At 68.4% G+C, this 18,754-nt stretch carries 12 protein-coding genes; 9 read left to right on the top strand and 3 right to left on the bottom strand.

The window, feature by feature from the left end:
• Positions 1 to 2,727 (top strand): aconitate hydratase AcnA, encoded by a 2,727-nt coding sequence (gene acnA, locus ACWGH0_RS02405; protein ID WP_453402237.1) that lies wholly within the window; start codon positions 1 to 3, stop codon positions 2,725 to 2,727.
• A gap of 70 nt (positions 2,728 to 2,797) precedes the next feature.
• Here the strand turns inward: acnA and ACWGH0_RS02410 are convergent, their stop codons facing one another.
• The 3 genes from ACWGH0_RS02410 to ACWGH0_RS02420 form a co-directional block, all read right to left on the bottom strand.
• Positions 2,798 to 3,010: a DUF397 domain-containing protein gene (locus ACWGH0_RS02410; protein ID WP_453402238.1), complete on the bottom strand. Its 213-nt coding sequence runs from the start codon at positions 3,008 to 3,010 to the stop codon at positions 2,798 to 2,800.
• The gene (locus tag ACWGH0_RS02415) at positions 2,994 to 3,839 is read right to left on the bottom strand and encodes a helix-turn-helix domain-containing protein (protein WP_453402239.1); all 846 of its coding nucleotides are present in this window, start codon (positions 3,837 to 3,839) and stop codon (positions 2,994 to 2,996) included. The genes ACWGH0_RS02410 and ACWGH0_RS02415 overlap by 17 nt, the downstream gene beginning before the upstream one ends.
• Positions 3,840 to 3,964: 125 nt before the next feature.
• Positions 3,965 to 7,801 carry a GH92 family glycosyl hydrolase gene (locus ACWGH0_RS02420; RefSeq protein WP_453402240.1) on the bottom strand — a complete coding sequence of 1,279 codons (3,837 nt, stop codon included), beginning with the start codon at positions 7,799 to 7,801 and terminating at the stop codon, positions 3,965 to 3,967.
• A gap of 461 nt (positions 7,802 to 8,262) precedes the next feature.
• Between ACWGH0_RS02420 and ngcE the strand changes: the two genes are divergently transcribed.
• The 8 genes from ngcE to dxs all read left to right on the top strand — a co-directional run bounded on the left by ngcE (position 8,263) and on the right by dxs (position 18,689).
• Complete coding sequence (gene ngcE, locus ACWGH0_RS02425) at positions 8,263 to 9,699, top strand: N-acetylglucosamine/diacetylchitobiose ABC transporter substrate-binding protein (protein ID WP_453402241.1); 1,437 nt, start codon at positions 8,263 to 8,265, stop codon at positions 9,697 to 9,699.
• 52 nt (positions 9,700 to 9,751) lie between these two features.
• Positions 9,752 to 10,789 carry a carbohydrate ABC transporter permease gene (locus tag ACWGH0_RS02430; RefSeq protein WP_453402242.1) on the top strand — a complete coding sequence of 346 codons (1,038 nt, stop codon included), beginning with the start codon at positions 9,752 to 9,754 and terminating at the stop codon, positions 10,787 to 10,789.
• A 22-nt stretch (positions 10,790 to 10,811) separates the two neighbouring features.
• Positions 10,812 to 11,735: a carbohydrate ABC transporter permease gene (locus ACWGH0_RS02435; protein ID WP_453402243.1), complete on the top strand. Its 924-nt coding sequence runs from the start codon at positions 10,812 to 10,814 to the stop codon at positions 11,733 to 11,735.
• A gap of 147 nt (positions 11,736 to 11,882) precedes the next feature.
• A complete protein-coding gene (locus ACWGH0_RS02440) occupies positions 11,883 to 13,085 on the top strand; it encodes an ROK family transcriptional regulator (protein ID WP_453402244.1) in 1,203 nt (400 codons plus the stop codon).
• A 118-nt stretch (positions 13,086 to 13,203) separates the two neighbouring features.
• On the top strand, positions 13,204 to 14,313 hold the full coding sequence (locus tag ACWGH0_RS02445; RefSeq protein WP_453402245.1) for a sugar ABC transporter substrate-binding protein: 1,110 nt from the start codon (positions 13,204 to 13,206) through the stop codon (positions 14,311 to 14,313).
• Between the two features lie 187 nt (positions 14,314 to 14,500).
• A complete protein-coding gene (locus ACWGH0_RS02450) occupies positions 14,501 to 15,289 on the top strand; it encodes an ATP-binding cassette domain-containing protein (protein ID WP_453402246.1) in 789 nt (262 codons plus the stop codon).
• The gene (locus ACWGH0_RS02455; RefSeq protein ID WP_453402247.1) at positions 15,286 to 16,578 is read left to right on the top strand and encodes a sugar ABC transporter permease; all 1,293 of its coding nucleotides are present in this window, start codon (positions 15,286 to 15,288) and stop codon (positions 16,576 to 16,578) included. The genes ACWGH0_RS02450 and ACWGH0_RS02455 overlap by 4 nt, the downstream gene beginning before the upstream one ends.
• A gap of 194 nt (positions 16,579 to 16,772) precedes the next feature.
• Entirely contained in the window at positions 16,773 to 18,689 is a 1,917-nt protein-coding gene (dxs, locus tag ACWGH0_RS02460; protein WP_453402248.1) for a 1-deoxy-D-xylulose-5-phosphate synthase, read from the top strand.
• Positions 18,690 to 18,754 lie beyond the last annotated feature (65 nt).

Genomic DNA, 18,754 nt, shown 5'->3' on the forward strand with positions numbered 1-18,754 from the left:
GTGTCGGCGAACAGCTTCGACGCCCGCAGCACGCTGCGCGTGGGCGACGAGTCGTACGAGATCTTCAAGCTGGACAAGGTCGAGGGCTCCGCGCGCCTCCCTTACAGCCTGAAGGTGCTGCTGGAGAACCTGCTCCGCACCGAGGACGGCGCGAACATCACCGCCGACCACATCCGGGCGATCGGCGGCTGGGACTCGCAGGCCCAGCCCAGCCAGGAGATCCAGTTCACGCCCGCCCGCGTGATCATGCAGGACTTCACCGGCGTGCCCTGTGTCGTCGACCTCGCCACCATGCGTGAGGCCGTCAAGGAGCTCGGCGGCGACCCGGCGAAGATCAACCCGCTGGCCCCGGCCGAGCTGGTCATCGACCACTCCGTCATCGCCGACAAGTTCGGCACCGCCGGCGCCTTCCAGCAGAACGTCGAGCTGGAGTACGGCCGCAACAAGGAGCGCTACCAGTTCCTGCGCTGGGGCCAGACCGCCTTCGACGAGTTCAAGGTCGTCCCCCCGGGCACCGGCATCGTCCACCAGGTCAACATCGAGCACCTGGCCCGCACGGTCATGGTCCGTAACGGCCAGGCGTACCCCGACACCCTCGTCGGCACCGACTCGCACACCACCATGGTCAACGGCCTCGGTGTGCTCGGCTGGGGCGTCGGCGGCATCGAGGCCGAGGCCGCGATGCTCGGCCAGCCGGTCTCCATGCTCATCCCGCGCGTCGTCGGCTTCAAGCTGACCGGCGAGCTGCCGGCCGGCACCACCGCCACCGACCTCGTCCTCACGATCACCGAGATGCTGCGCAAGCACGGCGTCGTCGGCAAGTTCGTGGAGTTCTACGGCGAGGGCGTCGCCGCCACCTCCCTCGCGAACCGCGCCACCATCGGCAACATGTCGCCGGAGTTCGGCTCCACCGCCGCGATCTTCCCGATCGACGACGAGACGCTGAAGTACCTGCGCCTGACCGGCCGCGACGCCCAGCAGGTCGCCCTCGTCGAGGCGTACGCCAAGGAGCAGGGCCTGTGGCTCGACCCGGCCGCCGAGCCGGACTTCTCCGAGAAGCTGGAGCTGGACCTGTCGACGGTCGTCCCGTCGATCGCCGGCCCCAAGCGCCCGCAGGACCGTATCGTCCTCGCCAACGCCGCCCAGCAGTTCGCGCAGGACGTGCGCAACTACGTCAGCGACGACGAGGAGGCGGGCAAGGAGTCCTTCCCGGCTTCCGACTCCCCGGCCGAGCACAACGGCGTACCGACCCGCCCGACCCTGGTCACCGCCGCCGACGGTTCGACGTACGAGATCGACCACGGCGCCGTCACCGTCGCCGCGATCACCTCGTGCACCAACACCTCGAACCCGTACGTCATGGTCGCCGCCGCGCTGGTGGCCAAGAAGGCGGTCGAGAAGGGCCTGACCCGCAAGCCGTGGGTCAAGACCACCCTCGCCCCGGGCTCGAAGGTCGTCACCGACTACTTCGACAAGGCGGGCCTGACCCCGTACCTCGACAAGGTCGGCTTCAACCTCGTCGGCTACGGCTGCACGACCTGCATCGGCAACTCGGGCCCGCTGCCCGAGGAGGTCTCGAAGGCCGTCAACGACAACGACCTCGCGGTCACGTCGGTCCTCTCGGGCAACCGCAACTTCGAGGGCCGCATCAACCCCGACGTCAAGATGAACTACCTGGCCTCCCCGCCGCTGGTCGTCGCGTACGCCATCGCGGGCTCCATGAAGGTGGACATCACCAAGGACGCCCTGGGCATCGACCAGGACGGCAAGCCGGTCTACCTCCAGGACATCTGGCCCACCGAGGCCGAGGTCAACGACGTCGTCGCCAACTCCATCGGCGAGGACATGTTCAACAAGTCCTACCAGGACGTCTTCGCGGGCGACGCCCAGTGGCAGGCCCTGGAGATCCCCACCGGCAACACCTTCGAGTGGGACAACGAGTCGACGTACGTCAGGAAGCCCCCGTACTTCGAGGGCATGACGATGGAGACGACCCCGGTCGAGGACATCACCGGCGCCCGCGTGCTGGCCAAGCTGGGCGACTCGGTCACCACCGACCACATCTCCCCGGCCGGCGCCATCAAGGCCGACACCCCGGCCGGCAAGTACCTCACGGAGCACGGCGTCGAGCGCCGCGACTTCAACTCCTACGGCTCCCGCCGTGGCAACCACGAGGTCATGATCCGCGGCACCTTCGCCAACATCCGTCTGCGCAACCAGATCGCGCCGGGCACCGAGGGCGGGTTCACCCGCGACTTCACCCAGGACGGCGGTCCGGTGTCGTACATCTACGACGCCTCGCAGAACTACCAGGCCGCCGGCGTCCCGCTGGTCATCCTGGCCGGCAAGGAGTACGGCTCGGGCTCGTCGCGCGACTGGGCGGCCAAGGGCACCGCGCTGCTCGGCGTCAAGGCCGTCATCGCCGAGTCGTACGAGCGCATCCACCGCTCGAACCTGATCGGCATGGGCGTCCTCCCGCTCCAGTACCCCGAGGGCGCCTCGGCCCCCACGCTGGGTCTGACCGGCGAGGAGACCTTCGAGATCACCGGCGTCACCGGCCTCAACGACGGCGGCATCCCGGACACGCTGAAGGTCAAGGCCGTCAGCCCGGCCGGCGAGACCGTCGAGTTCGACGCGAAGCTGCGCATCGACACGCCCGGCGAGGCGGACTACTACCGCAACGGCGGCATCCTCCAGTACGTGCTGCGGTCGCTGATCCGCAACTAGTCGTCACCGCCTGACGCCGAAGGGCCGCATCCCGATCACGGGGTGCGGCCCTTCGGCGACTCCCGTGCGGTCAGAGCACGCCGTCCCTCACGGCGGTGACGAAGGGCGCCCAGCCCGCGGCCCGGAACACGAGCGCGGGGCCCCCGGGTGCGGTCTTGCTGTCGCGGACGGGTATGAAGCCGCCGGGGCAGTCGTCGGCGACCTCGACGCAGTCGCCCCCGTCGCCATTGCTGTACGAGGACTTGCGCCACGCGGCTGAGCTCAGGTCATGTGTGGTGATCATGTGTCGTGTAGTCCTTCGCCGCCGACTCGATCAGGGCCAGGGACGCCTCCGGCGACAGCGCGGCGGCCCTGGCCAGATCGTAGGCCGATCGAAACTGGGCGACCAGGGCCGGTTCTTCGACGAGCTGGCCGGTATAGGAGCCTTCGGTGTAGACGACGGCCGGCTCGTCGGTGAAGTCCATCAGCGACACGTTGGTGTTGAGGAACGGATGTGGTCCGGCGCTGAAGGGCATGACCTGGAGCACGACATGGGGCCGGGTGCGCGCAGCCTTCAGGAGGTGCATGAGCTGGCCGTGCATGACAGCGGGACCGCCGACCGGCACGCGGAGCATGGCCTCGTGTGTGATCACCCAGAACACCGGCGCTGTGGGCGAGTCGAGCAGGCCCGCCCGTTCCATCCTGGTGCTGACATGCCCCTCGATCACCGACTGCGCGGCGAACGGGTGGGCTCCACGGGTCAGTGCCCGCGCGTAGCCCTCCGTCTGCAACAGCCCAGGAACCAGCATGGATCCGAACTGGCTGATCGCCGTCGCCCGCTGCTGAAGGTCCGCCGCGTCGGCGAAGTACTCAGCGACCTTCGACTTGCGTGCGAGGCGGCACAGGCGCTGAAGGTGCTCACCACTGCCCAGCACACCGTCGAGCATCTTCGAAAGATCGAATTGAGGCCGCCGGGTCGCGCCCTCCAACTGGCCGATGTACGCGCCGGAGCAGAAGACCTGCTCCCCGAGCTGCTCCTGCGAGTGGCCACCGGCTTCACGCAGGCGGCGCAGTTCCGAACCGTAGAACGACCTGGGGTCGGTGTACGGATCGAGGTCCTTGGGCTGAGGCATGGGCAACGCTCCTTCCGCGCACACAGAGCGTAGCCGCCGACAGTGACACTGCGCACACGAACGGTTACAACTCCCGCGCGTGGCAGGGAGGACCGGCCGCCGGACCGGTCCTCCCCCCGCCCGGGTCACCCCAGGAGTTCCACCTCGGCGAGCGTCGCCGGTCCGTCCGGCACCAGCCGGTACTTCTCGTACCCCTGCGGGCGGGCGACGGTGAACACGCGGGTCTGGTGGTCCCAGGCGAAGGACTCGCCCGTACGCCGGTCGAGCTCCGTCCACTTCTCACCGTCCCGCGAACCCTGGAGCACCCAGCCCAGGGGGGCCTGGGCGCGCTCAGAGGAGGTGAGGGTGTACTGGAGGGCGCGGGTGTCCGGCTTCACCGGCAGGTCGAGGCTCTCGAACCGCGCGTGCGTGGCCGACGAGTTGTCGAACAGCGGACCGGAGCCCGTGATCGCGTCCCGGCGCGGCGACGGCACCTTGTCGTCCCGGGTGATGGACACGGGCGCGTCCTTCTCACCCGTGCCCCACGACGAAGGCTCGGGGCCCATGTCGAACTCCAGCGTCCCGCCGCGCGCCAGCACGCCGTGCGGGAGCGCCGTGGAGTTCCACGGCCTGCCGTTGACCTCCAGCCCCTGCACGTAGACGTTCTCCGCGCTGTTCTCCGGGGCCTTGACCACGAGATCGCGGCCGTTCTCCAGGTGGACGGTGGCCTTCGTGAAGAGCGGCGAGCCGATCGCGTACTCGCCGCTGCCCATGACCAGCGGGTAGAAGCCGAGCGCGGAGAAGAGGTACCAGGCCGACTGCTCGCCGTTGTCCTCGTCGCCGTGGTAGCCCTGGCCGATCTCGCTGCCGGTGTAGAGGCGGGAGAGCACCTCGCGGACCTTCTCCTGCGTCTTCCACGGCTGCGAGGCGGCGTTGTACATGTACGTCGCGTGGTGGGCGACCTGGTTGCTGTGCCCGTACATGCCCATCCGTACGTCCCGCGCCTCCGTCATCTCGTGGATGACGCCGCCGTACGAGCCCGCGAACTCGGGGGCTGCCGTCTCCGGTGTGGAGAAGTACCGGTCGAGCTTGTCACCGAGACCGGCCCGGCCGCCGTAGAGGTTGGCGAGGCCGCGGGAGTCCTGGGGCGCGGTGAAGGCGTAGCCCCAGCCGTTGGTCTCGGTGTAGTCGTAACCCCAGATTCGCGGGTCGAACCTGTCCGACGGCACCCGCCAGTCGCCCTTGAGGTCGCGGCCCTGGAAGAAGCCGGCCTTGTCGTCGAAGAGCCTGACGTAGTTGCGGGCCCGGTCGAGGAAGTACGCCGCCTCCTCCTTGTAGCGCGCCTTCTTCGTCTTCTTGTGCAGCGCCTCGCCCATCTTCGCGAGGCCGTAGTCGTTGAGGTAGCCCTCCAGGGACCAGGAGAGTCCCTCGTGCGTCTCGGTGGAGGCGTACCCGAGGAAGGGGGACGTCTTCATGCCCTTGCGGCCCACGCCGGAGAAGGGCGGCACGACGGTGGCGTTCTTGAGCGCCGCCTCGTACGCCGCCTCGGCGTCGAAGTCCACGCCCTTGACGTACGCGTCCGCGAACGCCACGTCGGAGCTGGTGCCCGTCATCAGGTCGGCGTATCCGGGCGAGGACCAGCGGGAGATCCAGCCGCCGTCCTTGTACTGCTGGACGAAGCCGTCGACGAGCCTGCCGGCCTTCTTCGGGGTGAGGAAGGAGTACGCAGGCCAGGTGGTCCGGTAGGTGTCCCAGAAGCCGTTGTTGACGTACACCTCGCCGTCGACGATCTTCGCGCCGGTGTGGGTGGGCGTGTCGGGGCCCGGCTGCTTCGAGAAGGGGCTCGCGTACTGCTGCCTGGGACGGGCCCGCGTGCCGGTGTTCTCGAAGCCGGAGTTCGGATACAGGTACAGCCGGTAGAGGCTGGAGTAGAGGGTCGTCAGCTGGTCGCGGCTCGCGCCCTCGACCTCGACGCGGCCGAGGAGGTCGTCCCAGGCGGCCCGCGCCCGGTTCTTCACGCGCTCGAAGGAGGCGTCCGCCGGGATCTCGTCGGCGAGGTTCTTCTTCGCCTGGTCCACGCTGATGAGTGAAGTCGCCAGGCGCAGCGTCACGCGGCGGTCCTCACCGGGATCGAAACGCAGGTAACCGGTGACGTCGTCGCCCCCGCCGCCGCCGAGCTTGCCGCTCGCGGTGACCGGTGTGTCGAAGACGCCGTACACGAACATCCTGGTGGCGCCCGTGGACAGGCCGCTCTTGACGTCGGAGAAGCCGGTGAAGGAGCGGGTGGCGGGATCGAGGCTGAGGCCGCCGTCGTTCGACACGTTGTCGAATATGACGCTCGCGTCCTCGCCCGGATAGGTGAACCGCATCATCGCCGCGTGGTCGGTCGGGGCCATCTCGGCCTTGAGGCCGTTCTCGAAGGTGACCGCGTACTCGTGCGGTTTCGCCGTCTCCTTCTCGTGCCGGAAGGGCAGGGCGCGCGCCCTGCGGCCGGCGTCCGGGGTGCCCGCCGCCACGGACGGCATGAGCTGGAACGTCTGCCGGTCGCCCATCCAGGGGCTCGGCTCGTGGCTCGCGCTGAACGCCTGGAGGGTCGGCAGGTTGTCGGCGTTGTTGCCCCGGGCGTAGTCGTAGAGCCAACTGGTGGAGGCGGCGTTGGTCACCGGCGTCCAGAAGTTGAAGCCGTGCGGGACGGCGGTGGCGGGGATGTTGTTGCCCCGCGAGAACGCGCCGCTGGAATGGGTGCCGCGCGTGGTGGAGACGTAGTCCGCGAAGTGCGCGAGGCGCTTGTCGGGGGCCTTGGGGGCGAGTGCGATGTCGTCGACCCAGCCGCTGAACTTCGCCGGGCCCTTCGGCGAGTCGTACGCCACCAGCACCCGGTCGACGGTCCTGCCCGCCGCGACCGCGCCGATCCGCGACGCCTTGTGGTTCCACTGGTTGGCGTACAGCGTCTTCGAGGCGCCCTGGCCCTGCGGCGACAGGACGGCGCCGTGCTGGTCGAGGGCGCGCAGATCGCTCAGATAGGTGCCGTCCGTGAAGGCCAGGTCGACCGACACGTGGGTGGCGGGGTAGTCGAGGTCGGTCTCGGGGAGGGACGGGAAGACCCGGTAGGACAGCTCGGTGTTCCGCGTGACGCGCGTGTCGACGTCGAAGACCTTGTTGTACGAGTACGCCCGGCCGTCCGCCCGGTGCGTGCCGGCGTACCGCAGCGCGCGCCTGCCCGTGAAGCCCGCGCCCGACTTGGCGGTGGGGGAGCCGGAGGGCCCCCGGTCGACCTGGCTGCGCATGTCCTGGGGGGCGGGGGCGGAGGTGTCACCGTTCGAGAACTGAACGTCCGCCAGTTGGGTGGCGTCGGACGCGCCGTTGTTGCGGGTGATCTCCAGCCGGTAGTGCGCGTACGGTGTCGCGTTCTCGAAGCCGTAGCTCTTCGTCTCGAACCGTTTGGCGAAGGTCTCTCCCTCGCGCGAGTCGAGGACCGTCCACCGCTCGCCGTCCGCCGACCCCTTGAGCGTCCAGTCCTTCGGGTCGCGCTCGGCGTGGTCATTGGCCGAAGTGAGAGCGTATGTCACCACCTTGACCGGTTCGTCCAGATCGAACTCGATCCAGCCGGCGGGCCTGAAGGTCAGCCACTTGGTGGCGGGCTGGACGTCGACGAGGTTCTCCTTGGTCTCGCCGCCGCCGGTGTTCTCGCCGTCGGCGCGCAGCTCGACGACCCGGTCGGTCACATTGCCGGGGATGCCGGAGCTGTATCCGCCGTCGACGCCCGAAGCGCGCTTCTCGCCGCCGGGGGCGGTCTCCACCGTGTTGCGCCAGTCGGGCTGGGGTTCGTCCGCCTCGAACGAGGAACTGAAGGTCCGCTCCGGCGGCGCCGGCCGGTGCGGCTGGGCGACGGCCGCCGACGGCGCCGTCACGACCAGCAGGAGAGCGGTCGCCGCGACGGCGACGGCGGTGGGGCCCTGTGCGTGCCGAGGTCTGTACAGCATCCCGGACATTTCCTCCCCTGGACAACGTTGTCATGAGCGGTGCAACGGGGTCCAGTAGGGAGCCAAGTCACCGATGGTGTCAAGGGTGTTGTACGCGTCGGGGGAGGCGTGGGGGGCGCGCCGCGCTTACGGAGCCGAATGGACTAGCGCGCGCACGATCCGGGTGTCCCGAGGTCTCAACTCGGGAAAGCTTGCCGTCCAACCTTGCTTTCGATCTTGCTCAGTTGACCGGAAGTGGACTATACCTGTCGGCGTCCGCAACGCAGCTTTGCGGAAGCGGACCAGGGGGACGGGGAACAGTGGGGGAGGCCGCGTGACGGTTGCCGGCCCCCATGTCCGTATCTTCTGCAACTCAGCACGACCCAGCGTCATTTGACTGCGGTGGCGGGGCCCTTCGCCTAGGCGACGAGTACGGGCGACCGGTACACCGCCTGAGTCCTGGAGAAGGCGAGGACTTGAGCATGGGATCCACCTCCGCCCACAACAATGAGGGCCTTGGCCGTCGCGATCTGATCAAGCGGTCGGCCGCACTCGGCCTGATCGCTGTTCCGACGATGAGCTTCCTGTCGGCCTGCGCGAGCGGCGACAGCGGCGGCGAGGACAAGGTCGACAAGGGCAAGAAGACCGAGAAGAACCCGCTGGGCGTCAACGAGAAGGCGGGCATGGAAGCCGTCATCTTCGACGGCGGTTTCGGCACCAAGTACGTCCAGGACGCCATCAAGGACTACGAGGCCAGCTACGGCAAGGTCAAGTTCAAGGCGACCCAGGACATCCAGCCGCTGCTCCAGCCCCGCATGGTCGGCGGCAACCCGCCGGACCTGGTCGACAACTCGGGCGCCAAGCAGATGGACGCCGCGACCCTCATCGCCAAGGACCAGCTCGCGGAGCTCACCCCGCTGCTCGACGCCGCTTCCTTCGACGACCCCACCAAGAAGGTCCGGGACATCCTCGTCCCCGGCACCGTCGAGATGGGCCAGTACGGCGACGAGAAGGTCTGGCGCCTCAACTACGCCTTCACCACGTTCGGCGTCTGGTACTCCAAGAAGCTGCTCGCCGACAACGAGTGGGAGTACCCGAAGACCTGGGACGAGATGCTCGCCCTGTGCAAGAAGGCCAAGGCCAAGGGCATCGCCGGCTGGACCTACGCGGGCAAGCACCCGTACTACATCCCCTTCACGCTCTACCCCTTCATCGCCAAGATCGGCGGCTGGGACGTGATGAAGGCGATCGACAACCTCGAACCGAACGCGTGGAAGCACGACGCGGTCAAGAAGGCGTTCGAGGCGTACTACGAGCTGGCCGCCAAGGGCTACGTCCTCAAGGGCACGCCGGGTCTCGACCACATCCAGTCGCAGACCCAGTGGACCAAGGGCAAGGCGCTGTTCATCCCCAACGGCTCCTGGGTGGAGAACGAGGCCGCGCCGACCACGCCCAAGGACTTCGAGATGACGATGGCCCCGCCGTCCAGCCTCGACAGCTCCGACAAGATGCCGTTCGAGACCATCTGGGCGCAGGCCGGTGAGCCGTTCATCGTGCCGAAGCAGGGCAAGAACACCGAGGGCGGCATGGAGCTGCTCCGGATCATGCTCAGCAAGAAGCACGCGCAGAACTTCGCCTCGCTGGTGAAGTCCCTCACCTGCGTCGCGGGCGCCACCGAGGGCATGGACCTCCCGCCGGGCCTCGCCTCCTCCAGCGACGCGCTGGACGCGGCCGGCGAGAACGTGGTCAACCCGCGTCTGCCCGACTGGTACCAGACGCTGCACAAGGAGAGCGTCGGCGGCGCCCTCGCCGAGCTGATGGCCGGCCGCATGAAGCCGGACGAGGCCATCAAGAAGATCCAGGACGCGGCCGACAAGACGGCCAAGGACGACGCGATCAAGAAGTACAAGCACGCCTAGTGTTCACGTCTGCGACTGATCAGTAGGGGAACGAACATGGAGCGGGGCGAGCATGGCCAGTGACAGCCGCGCGGTGACCGACGACGTCCGCAAGGACGCCGGGGACACGGCGGGAACACCACCGCGAAGGCCGGCCGGAGGGGGATTCAAGTCCTCCCCCCGCTACCGGACCTTCGTCAAGTACCGGTTCATCTCGGGGTTCCTGGTGGTGCCCCTGGTGCTGTACGCGATTCTGGTCATCTCGCCCTTCCTCCAGACCTTCTACTACGCGCTGACGGACTGGACCGGCTACAGCAGCGACTTCTCCGTCATCGGTTTCGACAACTTCAGCAAGCTGTTCGAGGACGACCTCTTCTGGAAGTCGCTCCAGCACAACATCGTGCTGCTGATCGGGATGCCGCTCCTCGCGCTCGGCCTCGGTCTCTTCTTCGCCTTCATGCTCAATGTCGGCGGACGGCACAAGCGCGGTGAGGCGGCCTCCGGAGTCCGGGGCTCCAAGCTCTACAAGATCCTCTACTTCTTCCCGCAGGTCCTGTCGATCGCGATCGTCGCCGTGCTGTGGCAGAACATCTACAACCCGCAGGGCGGTCTGCTCAACGGCGTGCTGGACGGCGTCGGCCTGGGTTCCTGGGAGCAGAACTGGCTCGGCGACCCGGGGATCGCGCTGGCCTGCGTCCTGGTCGTGATGGTGTGGGCGAACGTCGGCTTCTACGTCGTCCTGTTCTCCGCCGCCATGGGGTCGATCCCCAAGGAGATCTACGAGGCGGCCCTGCTGGACGGCGCCAACCGGGTGACCACGTTCTTCCGCGTCACGCTTCCGCTGATCAGGGACAACATCCAGACGTCCTACGTGTACGCGGGGATCATGGCGCTGGAGACCTCGTTCGCCTACGTCATGATCATGACCGTCAACCAGGGCGGCCCCGACCACTCGACGCTCGTCCTGCCGGTGCACATGTACAACAAGGCGTTCCGGGACGGCCAGGCGGGTTACGCGACCGCCGTCGGTGTCGCGATGCTCGTCGTCACCATGATCTTCGCCGTACTGGCCCTCAGCATCGGCCGCCGCCGCGACCGGCTGGAGTTCTGAAATGAGCGGGGAGAACACAACGATGACCACCGCAGAGCCCACGGGTCTCGCGACCCCGGCCAAGACCGGCCCCGCCTCGCCGGCGGCAGCCGCCAGGAAGCCCGGGGACGGCGGCGGCGAGGGCAGGACCCTCAACGTCTTCTCGCACGCCTTCCTCGTCCTGTGGGCGGTGCTGGCGGCGGGCCCGCTCATCTGGGCCTTCCTGAGCGCCTTCAAGAGCTCCGGGCAGATCCTGGAAAGCCCCTGGTCGCTGCCGGACACCTTCACCCTCGACGCGTTCGTCCGCGCGTGGACCAAGGCGAACATCGGCAGGTTCACGATGAACTCGCTGATCGTGGTCGTGCCGTCGGTCCTGGGCACCATGCTGTTCGGCTCGATGGCCGCCTACGTGCTCGCCCGCTTCGAGTTCCCGGGCAACCGCTTCATCTACTACCTGTTCGTCGGCGGCATGACGTTCCCGGTGATCATGGCGATCGTGCCGCTGTTCTTCGTGCTGAAGAACCTCTCGCTGCTGAACACGCCCCAGGGTCTGATCCTGGTCTACATCGCGTACTCGCTGCCGTTCACGACCTTCTTCATGACCGCCTTCTTCCGGACCCTGCCGGGGTCGATCGCGGAGGCGGCCATGATCGACGGGGCCTCGCACTCCCGGGTCTTCTTCCAGGTCATGGTCCCGATGGCCAAACCGGGCCTGATCAGCATCGGCATCTTCAACTTTCTGGGGCAGTGGAACCAGTTCATCCTGCCGCTGTCCCTGAACACGGAGGACCCCGACAGCTACCTGCTCACCCAGGGCCTGGCGACCCTCGCCGTGAGCCAGGGGTACAAGGGTGACTGGTCGGGGCTCTTCGCCGGTCTGACCATCGCGACCCTGCCCGTGCTGGTCGTGTACACGGTCTTCCAGCGCCAGGTGCAGGCCGGTCTGACAGCAGGCGCGCTCAAGTAGTTCCTTACAGGAAACGAACGCCCGTCGGCACCGAGCCGGCGGGCCGTTCGGCGTTCCCCGACCCCTCCCGCCAGGCTCGAGGTCTTGACGGGGAGCAACCCGAAAGGCTCATCTTAGAGTTCACATGTTGGAGAAAGAGGAGAGTCAATGGAGACTCCGGGGTCGCAGACGTCACTGCACCGGGCCAATCTTGAGCGAGTGGTACGGGCCGTCCGGATGGCGGGCTCGCTCACCCAGGCAGAGATCGCCAGGGCCACAGGCCTCTCGGCAGCCACGGTCTCCAATATCGTCCGCGAGCTGAAGGACGGCGGGACCGTCGAGGTCACCCCGACCTCGGCCGGCGGACGCCGGGCTCGCAGCGTCTCGCTGAGCGGCGACGCGGGCATCGTCATCGGGGTCGATTTCGGGCATACCCACCTGCGGGTCGCCGTCGGGAACCTCGCCCACCAGGTGCTCGCGGAAGAGGCCGAGCCGCTGGACGTGGACGGCTCCGCCGCCGAGGGCTTCGACCGGGCGGAACAGCTGGTCAAGCGCCTGGTCGCGGCGAGCGGCATCAGCCAGGACAAGGTGATCGGCGTCGGGCTCGGCGTGCCGGGACCGATCGACGTCGAGTCCGGGACGCTCGGCTCGACGTCCATCCTGCCGGGCTGGAAGGGCATCAACCCGAGCGACGAGCTGTCCGGGCGCCTCGGCGTGCCCGTGTACGTCGACAACGACGCCAACCTCGGCGCCCTCGGTGAACTCGTATGGGGCAGCGGACGCGGGGTGAAGGACCTGGCGTACATCAAGGTGGCCAGCGGCGTCGGCGCCGGCCTCGTGATCAGTGGCCAGATCTACCGGGGGCCGGGCGGCACGGCGGGCGAGATCGGCCACATCACGCTCGACGAGTCCGGCCCGGTCTGCCGCTGCGGCAACCGCGGCTGCCTGGAGACCTTCACCGCCGCCCGGTACGTCCTGCCCCTGCTCCAGCCCAGTCACGGCGCCGATCTGACCATGGAGCGCGTGGTGCGGCTCGCGCGCGAGGGCGATCCGGGCTGCCGGCGGGTGGTGGGCGACGTGGGGCGGCACATCGGCAGCGGCGTGGCGAGCCTGTGCAACCTGCTCAACCCCAGTCGGGTGGTGCTGGGCGGCGACTTGGCGGAGGCTGGAGAACTAGTACTGGGGCCCATCCGGGAGTCCGTCTCCCGGTATGCCATCCCCAGTGCCGCCAGACAGCTCTCGGTGGCTCCCGGCGCGCTCGGCGGAAGGGCCGAAGTGCTGGGTGCTCTCGCCCTCGCGCTGAGCGAAATGGGAGATTCGACCCTTCTCGACAGCGCGGTCCCGGAGACCGCGCCGTCTTCAATTAGATAACGAATGGCACCGTTGTCATCTCGTTAAGGATTTACTCCTTGACGCTGGCAGCGGGGCCGAGTTGACTTCCAGCCACCTCGGCCGCAATGTCGCGGCCTCGTCAGGGAGGTTTCAGGGAATGAACACGCGTATGCGTCGTGCCGCCGTGGCCGTGGCGGCCACCGCAATGGCCGTCTCGCTCGCCGCCTGTGGCAGTGCCGAAGAGGCGGACACCGCCAAGGAGACCGGCGCCAAGAAGGGCGACGACCTCAAGATCGGCCTGCTCCTTCCGGAGAACCAGACCGCGCGCTACGAGAAGTTCGACAAGCCGCTGATCGAGAAGAAGATCAGCGAGCTGACCGACGGCAAGGCGGAGCTCGTCTACGCCAACGCCAAGCAGGACGCCACCACCCAGACGCAGCAGATCGACACGATGATCACCAACAAGGTGGACGCGCTCATCGTGGACGCGGTGGACTCCAAGGCCATCGCGGGCGGCGTGAAGAAGGCCAAGGACCAGGGCATCCCGGTCGTCGCCTTCGACCGTCTCGCCGAAGGCCCGATCGACGCCTACACCTCCTTCGACAACGAAGAGGTCGGCCACGTCCAGGGCAAGGCGCTCGTGGAGGCCCTCGGCGACAAGGCCAAGGACGGCCAGATCGTCATGATGAACGGCGCGATCACGGACCCGAACGCCGCGCTGTTCAAGAAGGGCGCGCTCGCCGAGCTCAAGGGCAAGGTGAACATCGGCAAGTCCTACGACACCAAGGAGTGGAAGCCGGAGAACGCCAACGCCAACATGGAGGCCGCGATCTCGGCCCTCGGCAAGGACAAGATCATCGGCGTCTACTCCGCCAACGACGGCATGGCGGGCGGCATCATCACCGCCCTCAAGTCCGGCGGCTTCAGCAAGCTCCCGCCGGTCACCGGCCAGGACGCCGAGCTCGCCGGCGTGCAGCGCATCGTCGCGGGTGAGCAGTTCATGAGCGTCTACAAGCCGTACGCGCCGGAGGCCGCGGCCGCCGCCGAGATGGCCGTGGCGCTCGCCCGGGGCGAGAAGCTCGACTCCATCGCCAAGGAGAAGACGGACAGCCCGACCAACAAGGGCATCCCGTCCGTGCTGGTCCCGGTCATCTCGCTGACCAAGGACAACATCAAGGACACCGTCGTCAAGGACGGCGTCTACACGGTCGCCGAGATCTGCACCCCGAAGTACAAGGCCGCCTGCGACAAGATCGGCCTGAAGTAGGCACGTAGGGCCCCGGGACCCATGCCCCGCGCCTTACCCCCGAAGCCTGTCCGGCGCCCCGCCCGCTCTCTGCCCCCGCTGTCGGGCGGAGCGCCGGACAGAAACGCTTCTTCACCCCAGTTCGCTTCTGCTCAACCGTCGCGCCCTCCTCCCGGCGCGGCATCCCGCCGGTCAGGCGGCGAAGGAGATGGTTCACGTGTCCGCTACGCCCGTGCTGGCGTTGCGCGGGGTCTCCAAGCGATTCGGTGCCGTTCAGGCGCTCACCGACGTAGAGCTTGAGGTCCACGCCGGTGAAGTGGTCGCCCTGGTGGGCGACAACGGCGCCGGAAAGTCCACGCTGGTCAAGACGATCGCCGGCGTGCACCCCATCGATGACGGCGTCATCGAGTGGGAAGGAAACACCGTACGGATCAACCGGCCGCACGACGCCCAGAACCTGGGCATCGCGACCGTCTATCAGGACCTCGCGCTGTGCGACAACATCGATGTCGTCGGCAACCTCTACCTCGGCCGGGAGATCCGCAGGCGCGGAGTCCTCAACGAGGTCGAGATGGAGCGCCGCGCGCTCGAACTGCTCACCACGCTGTCGATCCGCATACCCAGCGTGCGCATCCCGATCGCCTCGCTCTCCGGCGGTCAGCGCCAGACCGTGGCCATCGCCCGCTCGATGCTCGGTGAGCCGAAGCTCGTCATCCTCGACGAGCCGACGGCGGCCCTCGGCGTCGAGCAGACCGCGCAGGTCCTCGACCTCGTCGAGCGGCTGCGCGAGCGCGGTCACGCGGTGATCCTCATCAGCCACAACATGGCGGACGTCAAGGCCGTCGCCGACAAGGTGGCAGTGCTCCGGCTCGGCCGGAACAACGGCGTCTTCGACGTGAAGACCACCTCGCAGGAAGAGATCATCTCCGCCATCACCGGCGCCACGGACAACGCCGTGACCCGCCGGGCGGCGCGCAACGGGGAGGCTCAGAAGTGAGCACCGACAAGACCTCCACCCCCGGCGGCGGCCCCGTCGTCGAGAACCCCGAAGCGGCCCACGACGCGGTCACCGTCGTCGACCCCCGGCTGCTCGTCCGCGAGCGCGGCTTCGCCGGCTACGTGTCCGAGTTCAAGCGCAAGTTGCACGCCGGCGACCTCGGCTCGATCCCCGTGGTCATCGGCCTGATCCTCATCTGCGCGATCTTCCAAGGTCTGAACTCGAACTTCCTGTCCGCGCAGAACCTCAGCAACATCGCCGTCACGATGGTCGCCACCGGCATGATGGCCGTCGGCATCATCTTCGTGCTGCTGCTCGGCGAGATCGACCTGTCGGTCGGTTCCGTCAGCGGTGTGTCCGGCGCGATCGTCGCCGTGCTGAGCGTCACCCACGGCATGAACGAGTGGCTCGCGGTGCTCGTCGCGATCGTCAGCGGCGCCGCCATGGGCGCCCTGCACGGTTTCTTCTTCGCCCGCGTCGGCGCGCCCGCGTTCGCCGTCACCCTGGCCGGCCTGCTGTTCTGGCTCGGCTTCATGCTCCAGCTCCTCGGCGACCAGGGCACCATCAACCTGGACGGCGACGGCGTGGTCGGTCAGCTGACCACGTACTACTTCTCCGACGTGGCCGCCGCCTACGGCCTGGCCGCGCTCGCCGTGGTGGGCTTCTTCCTCTCGTCCTTCCTGGACAACCGCCGCCGCGAGGCCGCGGGCATCCCGTCCCGGCCGCTCGTCGACACGGTGCTGCGCACGGTGCTGCTCGCCGTCGTGGCCTTCGCCGCCGCCACCATGTTCAACCAGTACAAGGGCCTGCCGCTGGCACTCGTCCTCTTCCTGGTCGTGCTGGTCGTGACGGACTTCGTGCTCCGCCGCACGGCGTACGGCCGCAAGATCTTCGCCCTCGGCGGCAGCGTCGAGGCGTCCCGCCGGGCCGGCATCAACGTGACCGCGATCCGCATCTCGGTCTTCGCGATCGCCGGTACGTTCGCCGCGATCGGCGGTCTGTTCTGGGCCTCGAAGATCGCCGCCGCCAACCAGAGCGCCGGCGCCGGCGACCTGCTGATGAACGTCATCGCGGCGGCCGTCATCGGCGGCACCAGCCTCTTCGGCGGCCGCGGCCGCACCTGGAACGCGCTGCTCGGCGTCATGGTGATCGTCTCGATCCAGTACGGCCTGGCTCTCGAAGGCATCGCCACCCCGATCCAGTACATGATCACCGGTGGTGTCCTGCTGGCGACCGTGGTGATCGACTCCGTCACCCGGAAGACGCAGAAGACCGCCGGTCGCGCCTGACCGCGCATCCCCCGCCGTGCCCGGCCCCGGATCCCGGTGCCGGGCACGGCTGTGCGCGCGCCCGGCCCCGTCCGGCGCGCCCCGGCCGTAACCGACGCGTGACGCAGAACGCACCGCCCGATGACCAACGCCGTGGGCGGAACATTAGACTCGACAGACCGGCAAGCAGACAGTTCAACTGCAAGGAGGCACGGGTGGCGCTGCTGACCCGCATTACGGGACCGCGCGATCTGGACGGGCTCACCCCGGAGCAGCTGGACCGGCTGGCCGCCGAGATCCGGACATTCCTGGTGGACGAGGTCTCCAAGACCGGCGGCCACCTGGGACCCAACCTCGGTGTGGTCGAGCTGACGATCGCCCTCCACCGTGTCTTCGAGTCGCCGAAGGACAAGGTCCTCTTCGACACCGGACACCAGAGCTACGTGCACAAGCTGCTCACCGGCCGCCAGGACTTCTCGAAGCTGAAGATGAAGGGCGGCCTCTCCGGCTACCCCTCGCGCGCCGAGTCCGAGCACGACGTCATCGAGAACTCGCACGCCTCGACCGTCCTGGGCTGGGCCGACGGCCTCGCCAAGGCCAACGAGGTCCTCAAGAAGGAGGACCACCACGTCGTCGCGGTCATCGGTGACGGGGCCCTCACCGGCGGCATGGCCTGGGAGGCGCTGAACAACATCGCCGTGGCCAAGGACCGCCCGCTCGTCATCGTCGTCAACGACAACGAGCGTTCGTACGCCCCCACCATCGGCGGCCTCGCGAACCACCTCGCCACCCTGCGCACCACGGACGGCTACGAGCGCTTCCTCGCCCGCGGCAAGGACCTGCTGGAGCGCACGCCCGTCGTCGGCAAGCCGCTCTACGGGACGCTGCACGGCGCGAAGAAGGGCCTCAAGGACTTCATCGCCCCGCAGGGCATGTTCGAAGACCTCGGCCTGAAGTACGTCGGCCCGATCGACGGCCACGACATCGAGGCCCTGGAGTCCGCGCTCCAGCGCGCCAAGCGCTTCGGCGGTCCGGTCATCGTGCACTGCCTCACCGAGAAGGGCCGCGGCTACCAGCCCGCCCTCGCCGACGAGGCGGACCGCTTCCACGCCGTCGGCAAGATCCACCCCGACACCGGCCTGCCGATCGCCACCTCGGGCGTCGACTGGACCTCGGTGTTCGGCGAGGAGATGGTCAAGCTCGGCAAGGAGCGCGAGGACATCGTCGCGATCACCGCCGCGATGCTCCAGCCGGTCGGCCTCGACAAGTTCGCGAAGACGTTCCCCGACCGGGTGTACGACGTGGGCATCGCCGAGCAGCACGGCGCGGTCTCCGCGGCGGGCCTGGCCACCGGCGGCCTGCACCCCGTGTTCGCCGTCTACGCGACCTTCCTCAACCGGGCCTTCGACCAGGTCCTGATGGACGTCGCCCTGCACGACTGCGGCGTCACCTTCGTCCTGGACCGCGCGGGCGTCACCGGCACCGACGGCGCGTCGCACAACGGCATGTGGGACATGTCGATCCTCCAGTGCGTCCCGAACCTGCGGATCGCCGCCCCGCGCGACGCCGACCAGGTCCGGGCACAGCTGCGCGAGGCCGTCGAGGTCGACGACGCGCCCACCGTCGTCCGCTTCTCCAAGGGCGCGGTCGGCCCGGCGGTCAAGGCCGTCGGCAAGGTCGGCGGCATGGACGTCCTGCGCAAGCCGTCCGAGGGCACGGCGGACGTCCTGCTCGTCTCCGTCGGCGCGCTGGCCCCGATGTGCCTGGAGATCGCCGACCTCCTCGACAAGCAGGGCATCACGACGACCGTCGTCGACCCGCGCTGGGTCAAGCCCGTCGACGAGGCGCTCGCGCCGCTCGCCGAGCAGCACCGCGTCGTCGTCACCGTCGAGGACAACAGCCGCGCCGGCGGCGTCGGCTCCGCCATCGCCCAGGCACTGCGCGACGCGGGCGTCGACGTACCGCTGCGCGACTTCGGCATCCCGCCGCGCTTCCTCGACCACGCCTCCCGCAAGGAGGTCATGGCCGAGATCGGGCTGACGGCGCCGGACATCGCCCGTCAGGTGACGGGCCTGGTCGCCAAGCTGGACGGCCGTCTGGAGGACACGCCGGCCGAGGCCGCGCGCGACTGACCGCAGGCCAGTAGCAGGTGAGGAGGCCCGCCCGGAGCACTCGCTCCGGGCGGGCCACATTCGGC

It is taken from the genome of Streptomyces sp. NPDC054887, assembly GCF_053610585.1.